We start from the raw sequence: 18,297 nt of genomic DNA, 5'->3' as shown, positions 1-18,297 counted from the left end.
CGACGATCAGCCGTCTGCACGCTGCCGGAACGCGGTGTGCAGGCGGCTGAGGCCGTCATCGAGGGTCTCGGCCGAGCACCCGAAGTTCAGCCGCGCGAAGCCCTGACCCTGGCGTCCGAACGCCGGGCCGGAGGCGAGCGCCACCTTCGCCTCGTCGACCAGCAGTGCCGCGGGGTCGTCGCCCCACGGCAGGGCGCGCAGGTCCAGCCACGCCAGGTAGGACGCCTGCGGCTGCCGGTACTCCGCCCCGGGCAGGACGTCACCGATCCGCTCGGCCAGGGTGCGGCGGTTCGCGGCGAGTTCGGTGAGCAGGGACGCGAGCCACGGTCCGCCTTCGCTGAACGCGGCGACGCTCGCGGTGTACCCGAGGATCCCGGTGCGCTCGACGATCTCGGTCGGCAGGGCGTCGAACCAGGCACGGGCCCGCTCCGAGGCGCCGACGATCAACGCGCACTTCGTGCCCGCGAGGTTCCAGGCCTTGCTCGCGCTCGTCAACGAGACCCCGATCGCGGCTGCCTCGGGGCAGGACTCCAGGAACGGCGTGAAGACCGCGTCGGCGTGCACGAGCGGCGCGTGGATCTCGTCCGAGACGACCACGGCGTCCCACTCGGCGGCGAGCTTCGCGAGTGCGACGAGCGCCGAGCGTTCGTGCACCAGGCCGAGGGGGTTGTGCGGGTTGCAGAGCAGCACCGTGCGGGCGCCGTCGGCGAACGCCTGCGCGAGGCCGTCCAGGTCCATCCGCCAACCGGCCGTGGTGTCGAACGGGTCAGCACGGCCGTCGGGCGCGAGCAACGGGACCTCGGTCACGGTGCCCCCGGCCTCGGACACGTACTCCCAGAACGGCGGGTACACGGGCGGCATGATGACGACCTGGTCGCCTGGCTCGATGATCCGGCGGAGCATCTCCACCGCAGCGACCGACACGTCGGTGGTGGTGCGGACGAGGTCGGGGTCGACGCGCCAGGCCCACCGGCTCTCGGCGAAGTCCGCGAACGCCTCGGGCAGCGCACGACCGTGGCCGACGTACCCGGTGTCACCGTTGGTGACCGCGGCGACGAGGGCGTCGCGCACCGGCTCCGCGAGCATCGAGTCCATCTCGGCGACGAACATCGGCAGGACGTCCGGCGGGTACGCGGTGTACTTCTCGCTCGTACGGCTGCGGTGCGCATCGAACACGGAGACCATGACGCTCATGCGCCCATCCTGACAGTGCCCGCCGCCGCCCGGCAGGATGAACCCGTGGAACACCGCTCGCGCACCGTGCTCCGGGCCGCCCGTGATGCGGTGCTGGTGGTGGCCGGCAGCGTCGCGATCGGCCTGGTGATCGTGATCGCCGGACTGGGATGGCTCGACGACATGCCCTACCGGGGGTCCTCGACCGAAGCGGCCTACATCGCGGTCGCGGTGGCGGCGGTGGCCGTCTGCGGGTTCGGGGCGCTCGTCGGTCTCGCCGCGATCAGGGCGTCGGTCAGCTCGTCGGACGGAGCCCGGCGAGCAGGATCTCGACGTAGCGCTCCGGATCGCTGACCGGGGTGCCGCCGGCGACGGCCGCTTCGCGCAGCCCGCACAGCAGACGGCGGAGGTCGTCGGCGTCGACGTCGGTCCGGACGATCCCCTCGGTGCGTCCCCTCGCGAGCAGCGCGTCGACGGACACCACCAGGTCGCCGGCGAGGGCAGCGGTGTCCGCACAGGAGAACCCGCCGTTGGTCAGCAGGTCACCGAGGGCTGCGTCGTCCACCATGCTCCGGAACGCGGCCGTGACGACCCCGCGGAGCGCATCGGCTGCGTCCGGCAGCACGACGGCGTCGCGGACCTGGTCGAGCATGTCCTCGAGCGCGTCGATCGCGAGCGCTTCGAGCAGGTGCTGCTGGCTCGGGAAGTGCCGGTAGGCCGTCCCGACCCCCACTCCGGCCTCGTGCGCGACGGCGTTGAGCAGGGCCGGTTCGCCCCGGTCGACGAAGGTGCGGGCGACGTCGAGCAGTGCCGTCCGGTTGCGCTGGGCATCGGAGCGCAGCGCCTCGGGTCGGGCCATCGCGATCGTCATGTGGACACTCTATCCGGTTGTGCTAGCGTTCCGGATGAATCATCCGATTGGGTGCGCCGAACGAGCAGGAGACGACGATGGACAGCTTCGAGTGGGAACCGGCAGCGATGCCCGACCAGCACGGCAGGACCGTGGTGGTCACCGGCGCGACCGGTGGGCTCGGCCTCGTCGTCGCCACGACCCTCGCCTCGGCCGGCGCCCGCGTCGTCGCCGGGGTGCGCGACCTCGACAAGGCGGCTCGCGTCCTCCCCGTGGGTCTCGACCTGGAGGCGCGGCTCGTCGACACCGCGTCCGTCGCGTCCGTCACGGCGTTCGCCCGGCAGCTCGCCGAGGACGGCATCGTCGTGGATGCCCTCGTCAACAACGCCGGTGCGACGATCGGCACGTTCGGGCGCACCGACGAAGGAATCGAGCGCACCTGGGCGACGAACGTCGTCGGGCCCGCCGTGCTCGCCGAGGCGGTGCTCCCGCTGCTCGGCGGGCCGTCGCCCCGCATCGTGCTCGTCGGCTCGAACCTGTCGCAGCGCACCCGCCGCGTGCCTGGTCCGGGCGGGGTCGACGGTCCGGACGGCTACTCGCAGTTCGGTGTGTACACCGACGCCAAGACCGCGGCCGCAGCGCTGAGCGTCGACCTCGGTGAACGACTCCGTGCTGCCGGTTCGGACATCCGGTCGGTGATCGCGCACCCCGGCATCGCGGCGACGGGGATGAACGACCAGGCGGAGACCCTGACACAGCGCCTCGGCGGCATGGTCGCACGCAGCTTGGCCCGGACCGCTGCGGACGGCGCTCGTTCGACCCTCTGGGCAGCCACCGCCCCGGACGTCACCGAGGGGGTGTTCGTCGGACCTGCCCTCCGCCGTGGTGACCGGCGGCTGCACGTCGTGCCGGTGCAGGGCCCGGCGGCGGACCCGGCGTTCCGCGCTCGAGTCCGGGCCTTCGTGGACCAGGTCGCGGTGCGCGACGGGTCCTGATCATCCGTTCACGTGGACAGCAGGTGCCGGAGTGCCGCTTCCGTGATGCGCGCCGGCATCGTGTGGCCGCCGTCGAACACCTCGGTCGTCGCGACACCCGGAGGGAACGCGTCGAGGACGCGCCGGACGCCGGCGAGGGGGAACAGTCCGTCGTCCCGTCCCGCCGCGACGAGGACCGGTTGATCAACGGCCGACGCGACCAGGGGGACGTCGCCAGCGGCGGTGAGTCCCGGGACGAACCAGGCCGGGTTGTGGCGGATCCGAGCGTCCTCGAACGAGGCCAGCGTCCCGAGTCCGCAGCTGACCACGCCCCGCGTGAGTCGGGCGTCCACGGCGAGTGCGAACAGCGCCACCTGTCCGCCGAGGGAGTGTCCGACGATGCCGAGTTCGGTGTCGGCAGTACTCGTCTCGATCATCCAGGACGTCACCGTGGCGATGTCACGCGAGTGCTTCGCCTGCAGGCTGCTGCCGTCCGCCACACGGAAGAGCGCGTCGAGGCGTTCGTCGGCCGCCGGGTCGTCAGTCCAGTCGCGTCGGCGTTCCTCGAAACCGATCAGATCGGGGATGACCACGCGGGCCCCACCGCGAGCGAGCACCACGCCGTAGGCGAGAGTCGGATCCCCCGCCCGCCCGGCGGCCTCGCTCTTCCCGGAGGTGAAGTCGCCCGCGTGCTGGTGGACGGCGATGACGTCCGTTCCCGTGCCGTGGTCCGGGGTCAGGAGGAAGCACGGGATGGTGTCGCCGTCGGCCGTGTCCAGCTCGACGCGTGCCCACCGCACCGACCCGTCGCGTCCGAGCGGCTCCAGGCGGACCGCCACCGGACGGAGCTCGTCAGGGGACGGCAGCCCGAGCAGGTCGCGGACGCGTCCTCGGGCCGGTTCGTCGGTCGTCGACACCATGCCCGGACGCTACCAGCGGCGGCGAACCCGCCTGTGGGTCCCGAACACGCCGACCGTGGTGAACAGCAGGAGAGGGCTCGGTGACGGATCGCGCGTCCCCCGTCCGAGGGGGCTAGCGTCGCCGACGTGAACCGTTCTCGCGTGCACCGTCGCCCGCTCGTCCGCCCGCTCCCGCTCGCCGCGGTGGCCACGATCGCCGCGCTGCTCGGGACGGGGGTCGTCGCGGCACCGGCCGTCGCATCGCCTTCGGAACAGGCAGCGCAGGCGGGGAGGACCGTCTCCGACCCGGCTCGGTACGTCGACCCGTTCATCGGCACGAGCGGCGACGGCAACACCTGGCCCGGCGCGACCGCACCGTTCGGCATGCTCCAGTGGAGTCCCACCGGCACCGCGGGTGACCAGACCTCGACGCCGGTCGCGAACGGCTACTCGTACGACGTGAACCGGCTGCGCGGGTTCAGCCTGACGCACCTGAACGGTGCCGGCTGCGCGCCGGGGGCCGCCGGTGACGTGCCGATCATGCCGGTCACGACCCCGATCACGACGTCGCCGTCGGCCGACAGCACCGACGCGGTCTACGCCGCCGGCTACTCGCACGACGACGAGTCCGCGAGCCCCGGGCGCTACGGCGTCGCACTCGACAACGGCGTCCGCACCGACCTCGCCGTCACCACCCGGGCCGGCGTCGGCGAGTTCGCGTTCCCCGCCGGGAAGGCCGCGAACCTGCTCTTCCGCACCTCGAACTCGATCAACGGCAGCGAGGCCGCGACCACCCGCGTCGATGCCCGCACCCGCACTGTGAGCGGCAGCGTCCTCACCGGCGGCTTCTGCAGCCGCCGGGCGAACGGCGGCGGGGCCACCAACCCCGACCGGCGCAGCTACTACCGGCTGTTCTTCACGGCCACCTTCGACAAGGCGTTCACGAGCACCGGCGCCTGGCAGGACGGTACGGTCCGACCGGGAGGCACGTCCTCCTCCGGTGGAGAGGGCTACCTGACCGGCGCCGACCGTGCCGGACGCGGCTCCGGCGCGTGGGTCGGGTTCGACGCGCGTCGCGGTGCGACGGTGCACGCGAAGATCGGCATCTCGTACGTGAGCGCCGCAGGAGCGATCGCGAACCGCGACGGCGAGGTGACCCAGCGCTCGACCGTCGCCAGCGTGGCGGACGGCACACGGGCCTCCTGGAACCGCGAACTGTCGCGTCTGCGCGTCGGAGGCGGCACCGCGGACCGCACCACCCAGCTGTACACGTCCGTGTACCACGCGCTCATGCAGCCGAACACGCTGAACGACCGCGACGGCCGCTACCTGGGGCCGGACCAGCGGGTGCACCGCATGGACCGAGGGCACCGCGCCGTCTACGGCACGTACTCCGGGTGGGACCAGTACCGGGCGCAGATCCAACTGCTCGCACTGCTGCGGCCGGACGTCGCCGGGGACATGGCGCAGTCGATGCTGCGGTTCGCGCAGCAGAACGGTGGGGTGTGGGACCGCTGGCTCCACCTCGGGGCGCCGACGCACGTGATGACGGGTGACCCCTCGGCCGCGACCCTCGCCACCTGGTACGCGATGGGGGTCCGGAACTTCGACGTGCGGGCCGCCTACGCCTCGCTGAAGCACCAGGCGACCGTCGAGAACGCCGACGCCGAGAGCGACATCGGGTGCCCGGGCCAGTGCCTGGCGCAACGCCCGGCGCTCGACGAGTACCTGCAGCGCCAGTACGCCGCGAACGACGACTGCTCGTGCTGGGGCGGCGCTGCCGAGACGCTCGAGGACTCGATCTCCGACAGTGCGCTCGGGTACTGGGCGGGTTCCCTCGGGCTGCGCTCCGATGCCCGGATGTTCAGCGTTCGTGGCGAGTACTGGAAGAACACCTTCAACGCCGCCGTCGGGTACCAGGCCGCGCGGCAGGCCGACGGATCGTGGACGCCCGACTGGTCGCCCTCGACCGGCACCGGGTTCGCACAGGGGACGAGCGCGCAGTACACGTGGCTCGTGCCGCAGGACGTGCAGGGGCTGTCGACGGCCTTGGGTGGCGACGACGCGGCGGTCGCGCGACTCGATGCGTTCTTCCACGACAACACTGGTGCGTTCGCGGTGACCGGCGGCGACGCCACGAAGTTCGACCCGACCAACGAGCCGGACATCCACACGCCGTGGATGTACAACGCGCTCGGGAAGCCGTGGAAGACGCAGGAGACCGTGCGCCGGGTCGTCGACGACGCCTACACGACCGGGCCGAGCGGGCTGCCGGGCAACGACGACCTGGGCACGATGAGTGCCTGGTACGTCTTCGCGTCGATCGGGTTGTTCCCGCAGACGCCGGGGCGGGCGGAGATGCTCATCGGCAGCCCGACGTTCAGCACGGTCGACATCCGGCGGTCGAGCGGGGAGCGGATCGTCGTTCGGTCCTCCGGCACCGCGCCGTACGTGCACGGTGCTCGGTTGGACGGGCGCACCCTCGAGAAGTCGTGGGTGCCGGCGTCCTTCGTCACCCGGGGTGGCGCGCTGTCGCTCCGGGTCGCAGACGCGGCGGACACGACGTGGGCGAGCGGTGCTCGGGGGCGCCCGGTCGACCGCTGAACACCGCTTGACACGTCGTACTCCAGTACTGATATGTTGACCCCGTCCGGAGGGCGGAAGGGGCAGCATGGGGGATCTGGTGGTCGACCTGTCGACGATGCAGGCGGTGTCACGAGGGGGCCTGCAGGCGGCTGGTGACTTCCGGTCCGAGCGTGCGCTGTCCGGGGCGGACAGCGGCACGTTCGGGTCGGCGACGGTCGAGTCGGCGTTCGTCCAGTCGGCCCGGGCCCTCGACGCGATGATCCGTTCGCTCGGCGACGACGCGGACACCCTGCGCGCGTACGTGACCACCGCTGCCGAAGCGGTCCTGCGCGCCGACGCCGACCTCGCCCGGCGGGTCCGGTGAGTGCCGACCCCACCGCCGGAGACCCGGACGGCATCCAACGCGTCGCGCGCCTGCACGACGACCACGCGGATGCCGTCCGCGACGGAGCCCGTCAGGTGCTCGTCGCGGCGGAGTCCGCGGCGGCCGGGTGGCAGGGTGCAGCGCAGCAGCAGTTCCTCACGGTCGCAGCGACGGTGCCGGCGAGTGCGCACCGCGTCGCCGCACGGTTGGACGCCGCGGCGACGGCGCTCGCCGACTACGCGCGCGAGGTCCAGCAGATCCAGGACGATGCCGCTCGCCTGCAGACGGCGCTCCGGAACACGGCCGACGACATCGCGGTGAACGCGCGGGCGGTCCGCGCCGCGACCCGGACGGCGGCCGGGCCCGATGCGGTCGAGGCGGACGAGGTCCTCCTGCAGCAGGTGCAGAACAGCGGCGTCTGGCTCGCGGGGCTCGAGGCGCGGTTGTCGGCGCAGTGGGACGAGCTCGTCGCCCGACGCGCTGCCGCGGACCGTGCGGCTGCGTCTGCGCTCGACGACCGAGCGGTGCTCGGCGGCCTGGTCTCGACTGCGGCCGCCCGGGCGATGAGCGACGGGCAGTTCACGACCTGGCTCGGCACCCTCGACCACGAGAGCATCGCGGCGCTGCGGGACGACCCGCGCATCGCCCGGCGTCTCGCAGGGCTCGACGCCACCGACGTCGCCGGGTGGTGGCAGGCGATGTCCGGCCCGGACGGAGCGCCGTCGGCAGCCCAGCGGGCGTTCGTCGTGGCGTTGCCCACGGTGATCGGGAACCTGAACGGCGTCGCGTACTGGGCACGGGTTCGGGCGAACACGACGGTGCTGGTCGACCGGCTCGCCCACGCGGAACGGCAGGTCGCGCACTGGCGGGAGCAGCTCGACGCCGCGAAGACCCCGGCCGGAGCTGCCGCCGCCCGAGCGGAGCTGTCCACGTGGTCGCGGCAGCGCGATGCCTACCGGAACATCCAGGACACCCTCGACACGACCCCGGTGTCGCTCGTGTCACTCGTCGACGACCGTCCACCACTCGCGCAGATCGTCGCTGGTGACCTCGACCGCGCCGCGCACGTCAGCGTCATCGTGCCGGGCATGAACACCGCGACGGACCAGCGCGGAACGGTGCAGAACTACAGCGCGATCGCACGGGGCATGCGCCGCGAGCAAGCTCGCGTGGGTGGTGTCCGACGCAGTGACATCGCCGTGGTGTCCTGGATCGGCTACCACCCGCCGATGGCCGACGACCCGTCGTTCGCGGCCGTGGTCGCGAACGGCCGGGCGCACGAGGGCGCTGACCGGCTCGTGGCCGACCTCGACGGATTCCACGCAGTCCGAGCGGCTGCCGGGCACGACGCGGACCTGACCGTGATGGGGCACTCCTACGGCACGAACGTGGCGACGATCGCGTTGACGAGGACCCACGCCGACCACGTGGTGCTGCTCGGCTCGGCCGGGGTCACGGACGTCGCACCGAAGGCTTCGGCGCTGCACGTGCCGGCGGGCGAGGTCTTCGCCAGCCAGGGCGCCAAGGACGGCTGGGCCGTCACCGGCCAGAACCTGTCGGGTCGGCGGGATCCGACCGAGTCCTCGTGGGACGCGCACGAGTTCAGCTCGGAGACCCAGCGGGGCAGTGACGGCACGCTGCACGGCGTCACGCAGCACGGCCCCTACGTCGGTGGGAACGGCGACGGCCGGTACTCGTACTTCGACGACGGCACCACGGCGCAGCACAACAGCGCGCTGGCCGCCATGGGGCGTGGCGACGAGATCCCCGAACAGGGCGGTCCCTTCGACCGGATGCGGCAGCAGACGAAGGACGATTGGCTCATGTACGGCTGGCAGACAGGACTCACCGGTGACCCGAGGCTCTGAACGGTGGGGCGGAGCCGTCGTGGCATCGATCGCCGTCACGATGCTGTTGGCCGGGTGCGCCGACGTTGCCCCGTACTCCCCGATGCGGAAGGACACGTCGATGAACGTCGAAGAATCCCACCAGGACGTCTTGGACGTCTTCGCTGCCGTCCGGTCGGTCGTCGGCGAGGACGGCTGGGGCGATGACGATCCCGCATGGCTCATCTGTGGCAGCGACGGCGAAGACGCAGCCCAGTACACGTACGCCAGCACCCGGAGACTCCCGCTCCCCGGGACGCCCGACGAGGTCGCCGAGCGGGTCGTGACGGCGCTCGCCGGGATCGGGTACGACGGTGCGGTGGTGGAGCACGACGAGGAGCTCACGCCGCGGCGAACCGTCATCAGCTACCCACAGGGATACCTCCGCGGCACCGCTCCGGACGGGTTCGCGATCTTCTTCCAGGCGTTCGACTCCTACGCCGACGTGTCCATCGACGGGCACTGCGTGCCGGGGAAGGCACCGAAGTTCGGCGAACCACTGAACCCCCGGCCCACGGACCTGCCCTGACCGACGGGCCGGCAGGCCCTACGATCGACCCGACAGAGGGGACCACCATGACCGAACTCGCCGACTGGGAGACCGAGGGCGCCAAGGCCCGACCGACGACCCCGGACGATCGCAACCGGCCACCAGCACCGGCCGCCCTGCGCGCCACGACCTGGATCGGGGGGCTGCTGCTCATCGCGGCGGTGTTCGTGTTCGTGGGTGCGTCGTCCCTCGGCGTGCGCGAGGACGAGACCGAGGCGCACGCTCTCGCCCGACTCGTGATCGTCGTCGTCATCGGGGTCGCCGCCGCCGTGGTCGGTGCGGTCGCCCTGCTGCTCCGGCTCGTCGCAGGGGCACTCGTCCGGCGCTGATCAGCGCAGCTCGCGCCCGCCGCCCCACACCCGCTGCACCTCGAGCGCCGGGGACAGCGCCACCAAGTCGGCTGCGTACCCCGGCGCGAGCCGCCCCAGTCGGTCGCCGAGCCCCAGCGCCGCGGCCGGCACGCTCGTCAGGGCCGCGACGGCCTCGGGCAGCGTCCGTCCGGCGAGCGAGACCGCGTTCCGCAACGCCACGTCCTGCGTCAACGTCGACCCCGCGATGGTCTCGGTCCCGGCGACGTGCGCGACGCCGTCCGTCACGGTGACGTCGAGCGACCCCAGCCGGTACGAGCCGTCGGCTGCGCCCGCAGCACCCATGGCGTCGGTGATGAGCGCCACCCGGCCCGGAGCAGCGCGGAACAGGGTGTCCGCGACGACCGGGTGCACGTGCACGGCGTCCAGGATGAGCTCGAGTGTCACCCGGTCGTCGGCCACCGCGGCACCGATCGGCCCCGGGGCGCGGTGGTGCAGCCCCGGCATCGCGTTGAACGCGTGGGTCAGCAGCGTCGCACCGGCGTCGAACGCGGCACGGGCCTGGTCGTAGGTGCCGACGGTGTGGCCGACGGCGACGGTGACCCCGGCGGCGACGAACCGGCGGACGGCGTCGAGCGCGCCCGGCAGTTCCGGCGCGATGGTGACCTGGCGGATGACGCCCTCGCCGGCCTCGAGCAGTGCGTCGACCGCTGCGGGGGACGGGTCGATGAGGAACGACTCGTTGTGGGCGCCCTTGTTGTGCGGGGACAGGAACGGCCCCTCCAGGTGCACGCCGAGCACGAGTGGGTCGGTCGCCATCACGGAACGGATCCGCGCGAGCGAGTCCGCGAGCGCGGGGACCGGGTTCGCGACGAGGGACAGGACCGACCGGGTCGTGCCGTGGGCCCGGTGGACTGCCAGCGACTCGGCGAAGGAGTCGTCCTCGTACGACTCGGTCGCACCGCCGTGCCCGTGCAGGTCGATGAACCCGGGCGTCAGGACCGCGTCGCCCAGGTCGACGACCTGGTCCGCCGCGGGGGCTTCGGGGCCGGAGCCGACCGCGTGCACCACGTCGCCGGCGAGCAGGACCCAGCCGTCCGCCGTGGACCCGGCCGCGTCGACGAAGCGGGATGCGCGCACCAGGGTGCGCTGGGCCTCCCGGCCGGCCTGGAGGCCCGTGACGGTCATGCGGTCTCCCTGCGGAACGCGATCACGCCGCTCAGGGCGGCGATCACGATGAAGACGAAGCCCACGACCGGGTGGCCGATGGAGATCCAGGTCGCGCCCGCGGCGATGACCAACGCGACCTCGACGATCGTCTTGCCGACGATGTCGGTCTCGATCGGCGACGCCGGCGAGCGGAAGAAGTACCAGACGACGGCCGCGAACAGCGGGGCGCCGACCATGAACAGGTAACCGGGCAGGGGGAGCTGCCACGACCAGTAGCCCCAGAACGCCAGGGAGAGCAGGCCGAACGTGCAGACCAGGACGCGGAGCACGCGCCAGACGTCGAACGGCCGTCGCTGCTTGCCGGCGGGTGCCGGGCCGGGGACTGCTTCCCAGTCGACGGGGGACTGCGGGGCGTTCGTCATGGTGCTGCCTACTTGAAGATGATGGTGCGGGCGCCGTCGAGCAGGACGCGGTCCTCGGCGATCCAGCGCACTGCCTGGGTGAGGGTGCGGGACTCTTCGTCCTGGCCGATGGAGACCAGCTCGGCGGGGTCCTTCGTGTGGTCCACGCGCACGACGTTCTGCTCGATGATCGGGCCCTCGTCGAGGTCGCTCGTGACGAAGTGGGCCGTCGCACCGATGAGCTTCACGCCGCGTGCGTGCGCCTGGCGGTAGGGGTTCGCGCCCTTGAAGCCGGGCAGGAACGAGTGGTGGATGTTGACCGCACGGCCCTCGAGCGCCGCGCAGAGCTCCGGCGACAGGATCTGCATGTAGCGGGCGAGCACGACGAGTTCGATGTCGTGCTCCTCGACCGCTTCGAGGACACGGCGCTCCATGGCCGCCTTGCTGTCCGCGTCGGTGACCGGACGGTGCTCGAACGGCACCGAGTAGAACGACGCGAGCTCGGACAGGTCCGGGTGGTTGGACAGCACGAGGGGGACCTCGATCGGCAGCTGCCCACCGCGCTGGCGGTAGAGCAGGTCGTTGAGGCAGTGGCCGGCCTTCGACACGAGGACGAGGCTGCGCAGCGGGCGACCGACGACGTCGAGCTGGACGCGGGCGTCGTACCGGGCGGCGACGGGGGCGAGGGCCGCCTCGAAGGTCGCACGGTCCACCGGAGCCATGACCTGCAGGCGCATGAAGAACGTGTTCGTGTCGACGCTCGAGAACTGCTGCGACTCGGTGATGTTGCCGTTGGCGGCGACGACCGCTCCGGAGACGGCGTGCACGATCCCGGGCTGGTCGTCGCAGACGAGCGTCAGGGTCCAGTGCGTGGGGGTCGGGTCGGTCACCGGATCAGGGTACCGGGCGTGAGGAGCGCGGTGCTTCGTGCGCAGGAATGGTCGAGTGCCGTCACGCGACCCGACCATTTCTGCTCACGAAGCGGGCGTGGCGGCGGCGGCCGTGCGGAGGCGGCGGTCGGCCAGGGTCAGGACCGTCAGGAGCACCGCGACGCCGAGGATCACCCACGCCAGCACGTGCAGGTCCGGTGTGGTCGGGGCCTGGCCGAACACACCACCGATGAGCGACGAGGCCCCGATCGCCCCGATGTACACCGCCGTGCGGGACAGCCCGGCCGCGGTGCCGATGTACGCCGCGGGGACGAGCCGGTACAGCGCCGCCTGGTTCGACACCGACGCCAGGGCCTGCGGGACGCCGAACAGTGCCGGCGCCAGCGCGAGCAGCACGACCGGCGACCCGGTGTGCAGGAAGAGCAGGAGCGCCCCGCCGACGATCGGCACGACGGCCGCGACGATCAGGGGTCCGCGCACGGCGGTCTTCCGGGCGACGACGAACGACGCGATCCCGGCCACGATCGCGGCCGGCAGCTGGATGTACCCGGCGACGTCGCTCGAGTACCCGGCGACGTCCTGCACCCACTGCGAGAACCCGTAGGTCATCGTGTACGCGAGCAGGTAGGTCAGGAACAGTCGCACGTAGGTGCGGGACAGCGCGCCGTTCCGCGCGAGCATCCGGACGTCCACGAACGGCCGGACCGCGCGCAGCTCCCACAGGACGAGGGCGACGAGCAGCACGATCGCCACCGCGAGCAGCCACCACAGGCCGGCGGACAGGTCGAGCAGGAACACGAGCAGCGCCGAGACGGTGCCCGTCATGAGCAGCATGCCGAACGGGTCGAGCGCCTGCAGGACGGGCAGGGCCTCGTCGTCACGTGGACGGAGACGGTCCGACGGCAGCCACATCGCCGCCACGACGATGCCGAACGCCGCCAGGGGCACGTTCACCAGGAAGATCGCGTGCCAGCCGAACGCGGCGATCAGTGCGCCGCCCAGCGGAGGCCCGGCCGCCGCCGACACGAGCGAGGTGATGGACAGCGCTCCGAGCACGAGCGGCGGGGTCGGCTTCCCGATCCGTGCCGAGTGCTGTCGGAGGGTGGTGAGTGCTGCCGGGTACGCCGACGAGGTGCCGATGCCGATGAGCACGCGGGCGAACACCGCGCCGCCGAAGCCGGTCAGGAACTCGGGCACGACCCCGGCGACACCGACGATCACGAGCCCGGTCAGGAACACCTTCTTCGGGCCGAAGCGGTCGGCGAGCTTGCCCATCGTCGGCTGCGCGATCGCACTCGCCAGGTACAGGGCGGCGACGAGCCAGATCGCCTGCGCCGCACCGATCCCCAGGTCGCTGGAGATCGGCGTGAGCGCGACGGACACCATCGTGGTGTTGATCGGGTTGAGCAGCGGTCCGACGAGCACCGGGATGAGGAGCTTCGGGCCGAAGCCACTGCCGGTGCTGCCCGGGGCGACGACGGGGGTGGGAGTGGTCGAGGTGGACGTGGGAGTGCTTCTTCCGGGGTCAGCGTTCGGTGAGCGGGGCGAGGATCGCGATCGCTCGGGCGACGGTGTCGCGGTCGACGTCGGGCAGCGCGGCGAGCCGGTCGGTCAGGACGCGAGTGCGGGTGGTCCAGGCGTCCTCGCGGGCACGGGCGCCCTGGTCGGTCGCGCGGACGAGCGCACGGCGGCCGTCGGCGGGGTCTGGACGTCGTTCGACGAGGCCGAGGTCCTCGAGCGCCTGGACGGTCGCGCCCATCGACTGCGGCCGGACGCCCTCGGCGCGGGCGAGCTCGGCGACCGTGCTCTCGCCGTACCGCAGCAGGCGGCCGAGCGCGGCGGTCTGGGACGCCGTGACCTCGTCGGCCTTGCCGGTCAGCAGCGTGCGACGGATCCGACCGTAGAGCGTCAGCAGGTCGCCGGCGAGCGCGGTCGGATCGGGTGAGTCCATACCGGCACGGTACTACTTCGGCAGGACAACTTGCAAGGCTACCTTGCGAGTCCCAGGCTCGCCACTCCGGATCGGCTCAGCGCTCGAACACGATGCGGCGCTTCGTCACCACGAAGCCGGCCCGTTCGAACGCCCGGCGCATCGGGGTGTTCGCCGCGTCCGTCGTGCCGACCACCTTCGGCTCGCCGGCCTCGGCGTGCACGCGCAGCCCCTCGGCGAGCAGCCCGTCGACCACACCGCGCCCACGGTGCTGCGGCAGCACGCCGATGAAGCTGATCGCCGCGTCGTACGCCGTCCGCGTCGCCAGGACGAACCCGACCACCAGGCCGTCCGGGTCGAGCGCGACCCGCCAGCCGTCGCGCGACCCCGGCAGCGAGCGGTAGAACTCGAGGTCGTCGGCGGCGGCGCCCCGCGGGCCGAGTTCGTCCACCGACGCCACGGTGTGGGCGTCGAGGCTCCCCACCGCGACGCGGGCGAACAGGTCCACGAACTCGTCGTCGTCACCCGACCGGAAGCGCAGCGAGGACGGCATCGGCACTCCGTGGTCCGGCGTCCACGCCACACTCACCCGCTCCGTCGAACGTCCGAGCCCCGCCGACCGGGCGGCCGCCGTGCGCCACGACACCGCGGCGACGGCCTCGGGGTCGTCGTGCCAGTCCACCGCGACGTCGACGATCCACTCCGGTCGCGCCCCGAACGCAGCGGTCCCCGCCGTGATCAACCCGGCGGCGATCGCCACCTGCTCGTCCTCGGGCACGTCCGGAGCCACCAGCAGGTCGTCGAGGGTCGACGGCACCTCGGCGTCCGCGCCACCCCACCAGAGCGCCCGTGCCACCGGACGGCCGTCGCGCTCGGCCAGCCACGACCACCCCGGGCGGTAGTTGTCCGTACCCGACTCGGCGCGGTACCGGTCCGGACCGATCCACGCGACCGGTTCCGACGTCGAGAACGCGAGCAGGGCCTCCCGGTCGTCCTCGGTGGTCGCGCGGAAGGTGACCGTCACCGCGGGTCGGTCATCGTCGTGATCAGGTGCTCCTGCACGTAGCCGAGCCAGTCGTAGACGTCGCGCAGGCCGACGCCCGCGTCGGCCTCGACCGAACGCTCCTCGTCGTCGGCGTCGACGATCCCGAGGCGGTCCGCGATCGTCAGCCGCAGGTCGGTCAGGGTGCGGAGCCAGGCCTGCTCGTCCTCCGGGTCGAGGGCGCCGTCGCGGGTCCCCGTCAGCCACTCGTGCACGGTCGTCGCGTTCGAGGTCTTCTGCGCCAGCAGGTCGGACTGCGTGTACTTCCGGAACTCCGCGCTGGCGTCGTCGTCGTCCGGGTAGGCGTCCGGGAACATCCGTATCGCCACCGGGTCCGCTGTCAGGTCGCCGTCGAGCACCTGGCGCAGCTGCTCGGTCAGGGACGTCAGCAACCCGCGCTCGCCGGAGGACATGCCGAGGTGGACGCCGTCGGCCCGGCGGACGAAGGGGATCACGCTTTGGGAGCCTTGTCGACGGTCGCCTGCAGGCCGTAGCCGTGCATCGACTGGACGTGGGCCTCCATGGCCTCGCGCGGACCCGTCGCCACGATGGCCCGACCCTCGGTGTCCACCTGGTGCATGAGCCGCTCCGCATGCGCGCGACCGAAGCCGAAGTGCCGCTGGAAGACGTACGTGACGTACGACATCAGGTTCACCGGGTCGTCCCACACGACGGTGACCCACGGGGTGTCGGCGCGCGCACTGGTGCGTTCGTCCGGGGTGGTCCGTTCGTCCACGTCGGGCGAGGTCAGCGTCATGCATCCAGGGTGACACAGGGCGGGCGGCTCGGTACGATCGTCACGTCGCGACTGGCGTTGGATGGGTCACCATCGGGGAGCGACACCTGACACGGTGCGCGGCCGTACGCCTGGGCTGCACCGACCGATCGTCCGTGCGCGACCCACCGGTCGTCGCCAACCCACGTAGGAGAACCGTGTCCATCACCGATCTGCCCGCCGTCGACGGCTCCGTCGACACCGACCGCGCAGCCTTCAACGCCCCGCTCACCGAGGTCGACCCCGAGATCGCCGCCGTCCTGCAGCAGGAGCTCGGCCGTCAGCGCGACACCCTCGAGATGATCGCGTCCGAGAACTTCGTGCCGCGCGCCGTGCTCGAGTCCCAGGGCTCCGTCCTCACCAACAAGTACGCCGAGGGCTACCCCGGCAAGCGCTACTACGGCGGCTGCGAGTACGTCGACGTCGCCGAGCAGCTCGCCATCGACCGTGCCAAGGCGCTCTTCGGTGCTGCCTACGCGAACGTCCAGCCGCACTCGGGCGCCACGGCCAACGCCGCGGTCCTGCACGCCATCGCCAGCGCCGGCGACACCATCCTCGGCCTCGAGCTCGCGCACGGCGGTCACCTGACCCACGGCATGAAGCTCAACTTCTCCGGCCGCATCTACAACGCCGTCGCGTACGGCGTCGACCCCGAGACGTTCGAGGTCGACTACGACGACATCCGCGCCAAGGCCATCGAGCACCAGCCGAAGGTCCTCATCGCCGGCTGGTCCGCCTACCCGCGCCAGCTCGACTTCGCGAAGTTCCGCGAGATCGCGGACGAGGTCGGCGCCAAGCTCTGGGTCGACATGGCGCACTTCGCCGGCCTCGTCGCCGCCGGTCTGCACCCGTCCCCGGTCCCGCACGCCCACGTCGTCTCGTCGACCGTGCACAAGACCCTCGGCGGCCCCCGCTCGGGCATCATCCTGTCCAACGACGAGACCCTGTTCAAGAAGCTGAACTCCGCGGTCTTCCCGGGCCAGCAGGGCGGCCCGCTCATGCACGTGATCGCCGCCAAGGCCACCGCGTTCCTGCTCGCCGGCACCCCCGAGTTCAAGGCCCGCCAGGAGCGCACCATCCGCGGTGCCCGCTTGCTCGCGGATCGGCTCACGCAGCCGGACGCCCGCGCGGCCGGCGTCGACGTCCTCACCGGTGGCACCGACGTGCACCTGGTGCTCGTCGACCTGCGCACCTCCGAGGTCGACGGCAAGCAGGCCGAAGACCTGCTGCACGAGGTCGGCATCACCGTGAACCGCAACTCCGTGCCGTTCGACCCGCGTCCGCCGATGGTCACCTCGGGTGTCCGCATCGGCACGTCGGCGCTCGCCACGCGTGGCTTCGGCGACGCCGAGTTCACCGAGGTCGCGGACATCATCGCGCTGACCCTCATGCCGAACCCGGACATCGCAGCGCTCTCGGCCCGGGTGAAGACCCTGACCGACGCGTTCCCCCTCTACGCGTGAGCGACGCCCTGAGCCCCCTGCCCGTCGAGCGATGGGCGGGGGAGGGCTCGGCGGTCCGCATCGACGGCACCGCCCTCGCCGCCCGGACGCTCGACGAACTGCGGGTCCGCATCGACCGGCTGCACGAGCACGGCATCCGTCCGGGGCTCGGCACGATCCTGGTCGGGGAGAACCCCGGTTCCCTGTCCTACGTCGCGGGCAAGCACCGCGACTCGGCGCAGATCGGGCTCGACTCGCACCGCATCGACCTGCCGGCAACGGCATCCGCCGCAGACATCCGAGCCGCGATCCTGCAGATGAACGACGACCCCCGGGTCACCGCGTTCATCGTGCAGCTGCCGCTGCCGGAGGGCATCGACCCGACGCCGATGCTCGAGCTGATGGACCCGTCGAAGGACGCCGACGGCCTGCACCCGACGAACCTCGGTGAGCTCGTGCTCGCCGTGCCCGGTGGTGCCGGCACCATCGACGCGCCCCTGCCCTGCACCCCGCGGGGCATCGTCGCGATGCTCGAGGCGTACGACATCCCGATCCGGGGCGCGCACGTCACGATCATCGGGCAGGGCCTGACGGTCGGCCGGCCGCTCGGTCTGCTGCTCACCCGCCTCGAGGCCACCGCCACCCTGACCCACTCCCTGACGGCGGACGTCGCCGCGGAGTGCCGTCGCGCCGACATCGTCATCGCGGCCGCCGGGGTCGCCGGGCTCGTCAAGCCGGACTGGGTGCAGCCCGGTGCGGCCGTGATCGACGTGGGCATCACCCGCGTGGTCTCTCCGGAGACCGGCAAGGCGAAGCTGCACGGCGACGTCGACCCCGCGGTCGCGTCGGTCGCCGGCTTCATGTCGCCCGTGCCCGGCGGCGTCGGCCCGATGACGCGCGCGATGCTCATGAAGAACGTGGTCGAGGCTGCGGAGCGCCACCTGAAGTAGGTGCGCGGCGGTCGGTGCCGCTGGCGCGCGTCCGTTCGTGCCGCGGTCCGTGCCGCTGTCCGTGCCGCTGTCTGTGCCGCGAAAGCGACAGAATCCCGCGAACAGTT

The 18,297-nt window shown here is 72.1% G+C and carries 20 protein-coding genes and 1 riboswitch; of the genes, 9 read left to right on the top strand and 11 right to left on the bottom strand.

Annotated features, from left to right (window positions below):
- Positions 1–6: 6 nt before the first annotated feature.
- Complete coding sequence (locus EDF48_RS00860; protein WP_131877551.1) at positions 7–1,194, bottom strand: aminotransferase class I/II-fold pyridoxal phosphate-dependent enzyme; 1,188 nt, start codon at positions 1,192–1,194, stop codon at positions 7–9.
- Between the two features lie 45 nt (positions 1,195–1,239).
- Between EDF48_RS00860 and EDF48_RS00855 the strand changes: the two genes are divergently transcribed.
- On the top strand, positions 1,240–1,527 hold the full coding sequence (locus EDF48_RS00855; RefSeq protein ID WP_123293251.1) for a hypothetical protein: 288 nt from the start codon (positions 1,240–1,242) through the stop codon (positions 1,525–1,527).
- Here EDF48_RS00855 and EDF48_RS00850 read toward each other — a convergent pair.
- Complete coding sequence (locus EDF48_RS00850; RefSeq protein WP_131877549.1) at positions 1,469–2,044, bottom strand: TetR/AcrR family transcriptional regulator; 576 nt, start codon at positions 2,042–2,044, stop codon at positions 1,469–1,471. The two genes, EDF48_RS00855 and EDF48_RS00850, sit on opposite strands and share 59 nt — an antisense overlap.
- A 77-nt stretch (positions 2,045–2,121) precedes the next feature.
- Between EDF48_RS00850 and EDF48_RS00845 the strand changes: the two genes are divergently transcribed.
- Positions 2,122–3,018, top strand: coding sequence for an SDR family NAD(P)-dependent oxidoreductase (locus EDF48_RS00845; RefSeq protein ID WP_131877547.1), 897 nt, complete (start codon positions 2,122–2,124; stop codon positions 3,016–3,018).
- An 8-nt stretch (positions 3,019–3,026) separates the two neighbouring features.
- Here EDF48_RS00845 and EDF48_RS00840 read toward each other — a convergent pair whose 3' ends face one another.
- Positions 3,027–3,917 carry a hypothetical protein gene (locus tag EDF48_RS00840; RefSeq protein ID WP_131877545.1) on the bottom strand — a complete coding sequence of 297 codons (891 nt, stop codon included), beginning with the start codon at positions 3,915–3,917 and terminating at the stop codon, positions 3,027–3,029.
- A gap of 126 nt (positions 3,918–4,043) precedes the next feature.
- Between EDF48_RS00840 and EDF48_RS00835 the strand changes: the two genes are divergently transcribed.
- From EDF48_RS00835 to EDF48_RS18965, 5 genes are all read left to right on the top strand, one after another.
- Positions 4,044–6,500: a GH92 family glycosyl hydrolase gene (locus EDF48_RS00835; RefSeq protein WP_243698003.1), complete on the top strand. Its 2,457-nt coding sequence runs from the start codon at positions 4,044–4,046 to the stop codon at positions 6,498–6,500.
- A 67-nt stretch (positions 6,501–6,567) separates the two neighbouring features.
- Positions 6,568–6,846, top strand: a complete 279-nt coding sequence (locus EDF48_RS00830; protein ID WP_131877543.1) for a hypothetical protein — start codon at positions 6,568–6,570, stop codon at positions 6,844–6,846.
- Positions 6,843–8,714, top strand: coding sequence for an alpha/beta hydrolase (locus EDF48_RS00825; RefSeq protein WP_131877541.1), 1,872 nt, complete (start codon positions 6,843–6,845; stop codon positions 8,712–8,714). Before EDF48_RS00830 ends, EDF48_RS00825 begins: the two co-directional genes overlap by 4 nt.
- Positions 8,698–9,261 (top strand): hypothetical protein, encoded by a 564-nt coding sequence (locus tag EDF48_RS18970; protein WP_132099083.1) that lies wholly within the window; start codon positions 8,698–8,700, stop codon positions 9,259–9,261. The genes EDF48_RS00825 and EDF48_RS18970 overlap by 17 nt, the downstream gene beginning before the upstream one ends.
- A 47-nt stretch (positions 9,262–9,308) precedes the next feature.
- A complete protein-coding gene (locus tag EDF48_RS18965; protein ID WP_165932297.1) occupies positions 9,309–9,611 on the top strand; it encodes a hypothetical protein in 303 nt (100 codons plus the stop codon).
- Here EDF48_RS18965 and nagA read toward each other — a convergent pair whose 3' ends face one another.
- From nagA to clpS, 8 genes are all read right to left on the bottom strand, one after another.
- On the bottom strand, positions 9,612–10,778 hold the full coding sequence (nagA, locus tag EDF48_RS00815; protein ID WP_131877537.1) for an N-acetylglucosamine-6-phosphate deacetylase: 1,167 nt from the start codon (positions 10,776–10,778) through the stop codon (positions 9,612–9,614).
- Positions 10,775–11,182, bottom strand: coding sequence for a YrdB family protein (locus EDF48_RS00810; RefSeq protein ID WP_131846021.1), 408 nt, complete (start codon positions 11,180–11,182; stop codon positions 10,775–10,777). Before EDF48_RS00810 ends, nagA begins: the two co-directional genes overlap by 4 nt.
- Positions 11,183–11,190: 8 nt before the next feature.
- Positions 11,191–12,051, bottom strand: coding sequence for a formyltetrahydrofolate deformylase (gene purU, locus EDF48_RS00805; protein WP_123293261.1), 861 nt, complete (start codon positions 12,049–12,051; stop codon positions 11,191–11,193).
- 84 nt (positions 12,052–12,135) lie between these two features.
- Positions 12,136–13,476 carry an MFS transporter gene (locus EDF48_RS00800; protein WP_207913207.1) on the bottom strand — a complete coding sequence of 447 codons (1,341 nt, stop codon included), beginning with the start codon at positions 13,474–13,476 and terminating at the stop codon, positions 12,136–12,138.
- A gap of 100 nt (positions 13,477–13,576) precedes the next feature.
- The gene (locus EDF48_RS00795; RefSeq protein ID WP_131877535.1) at positions 13,577–14,002 is read right to left on the bottom strand and encodes a MarR family transcriptional regulator; all 426 of its coding nucleotides are present in this window, start codon (positions 14,000–14,002) and stop codon (positions 13,577–13,579) included.
- Between the two features lie 76 nt (positions 14,003–14,078).
- Positions 14,079–15,005, bottom strand: a complete 927-nt coding sequence (locus EDF48_RS00790) for a GNAT family N-acetyltransferase (RefSeq protein WP_131877533.1) — start codon at positions 15,003–15,005, stop codon at positions 14,079–14,081.
- A complete protein-coding gene (locus EDF48_RS00785) occupies positions 15,002–15,478 on the bottom strand; it encodes a DUF2017 family protein (protein ID WP_131877531.1) in 477 nt (158 codons plus the stop codon). Before EDF48_RS00785 ends, EDF48_RS00790 begins: the two co-directional genes overlap by 4 nt.
- Entirely contained in the window at positions 15,475–15,780 is a 306-nt protein-coding gene (gene clpS / locus EDF48_RS00780) for an ATP-dependent Clp protease adapter ClpS (protein WP_131877529.1), read from the bottom strand. The genes EDF48_RS00785 and clpS overlap by 4 nt, the downstream gene beginning before the upstream one ends.
- 37 nt (positions 15,781–15,817) lie before the next feature.
- A riboswitch (ZMP/ZTP riboswitch) is annotated at positions 15,818–15,903 on the top strand.
- A 68-nt stretch (positions 15,904–15,971) separates the two neighbouring features.
- Between clpS and glyA the strand changes: the two genes are divergently transcribed.
- Together glyA and EDF48_RS00770 are read left to right on the top strand one after the other, a co-directional pair.
- On the top strand, positions 15,972–17,261 hold the full coding sequence (glyA, locus tag EDF48_RS00775; RefSeq protein ID WP_123937599.1) for a serine hydroxymethyltransferase: 1,290 nt from the start codon (positions 15,972–15,974) through the stop codon (positions 17,259–17,261).
- On the top strand, positions 17,258–18,190 hold the full coding sequence (locus EDF48_RS00770) for a tetrahydrofolate dehydrogenase/cyclohydrolase catalytic domain-containing protein (protein WP_243698002.1): 933 nt from the start codon (positions 17,258–17,260) through the stop codon (positions 18,188–18,190). The genes glyA and EDF48_RS00770 overlap by 4 nt, the downstream gene beginning before the upstream one ends.
- Positions 18,191–18,297: the final 107 nt, after the last annotated feature.

The organism is Curtobacterium sp. PhB191, from assembly GCF_004346515.1.
GTDB lineage: Bacteria > Actinomycetota > Actinomycetes > Actinomycetales > Microbacteriaceae > Curtobacterium.
The sequence above is the reverse complement of the archived record's forward strand: the minus strand, read 5'-3'. Positions and strand labels throughout refer to the sequence as shown.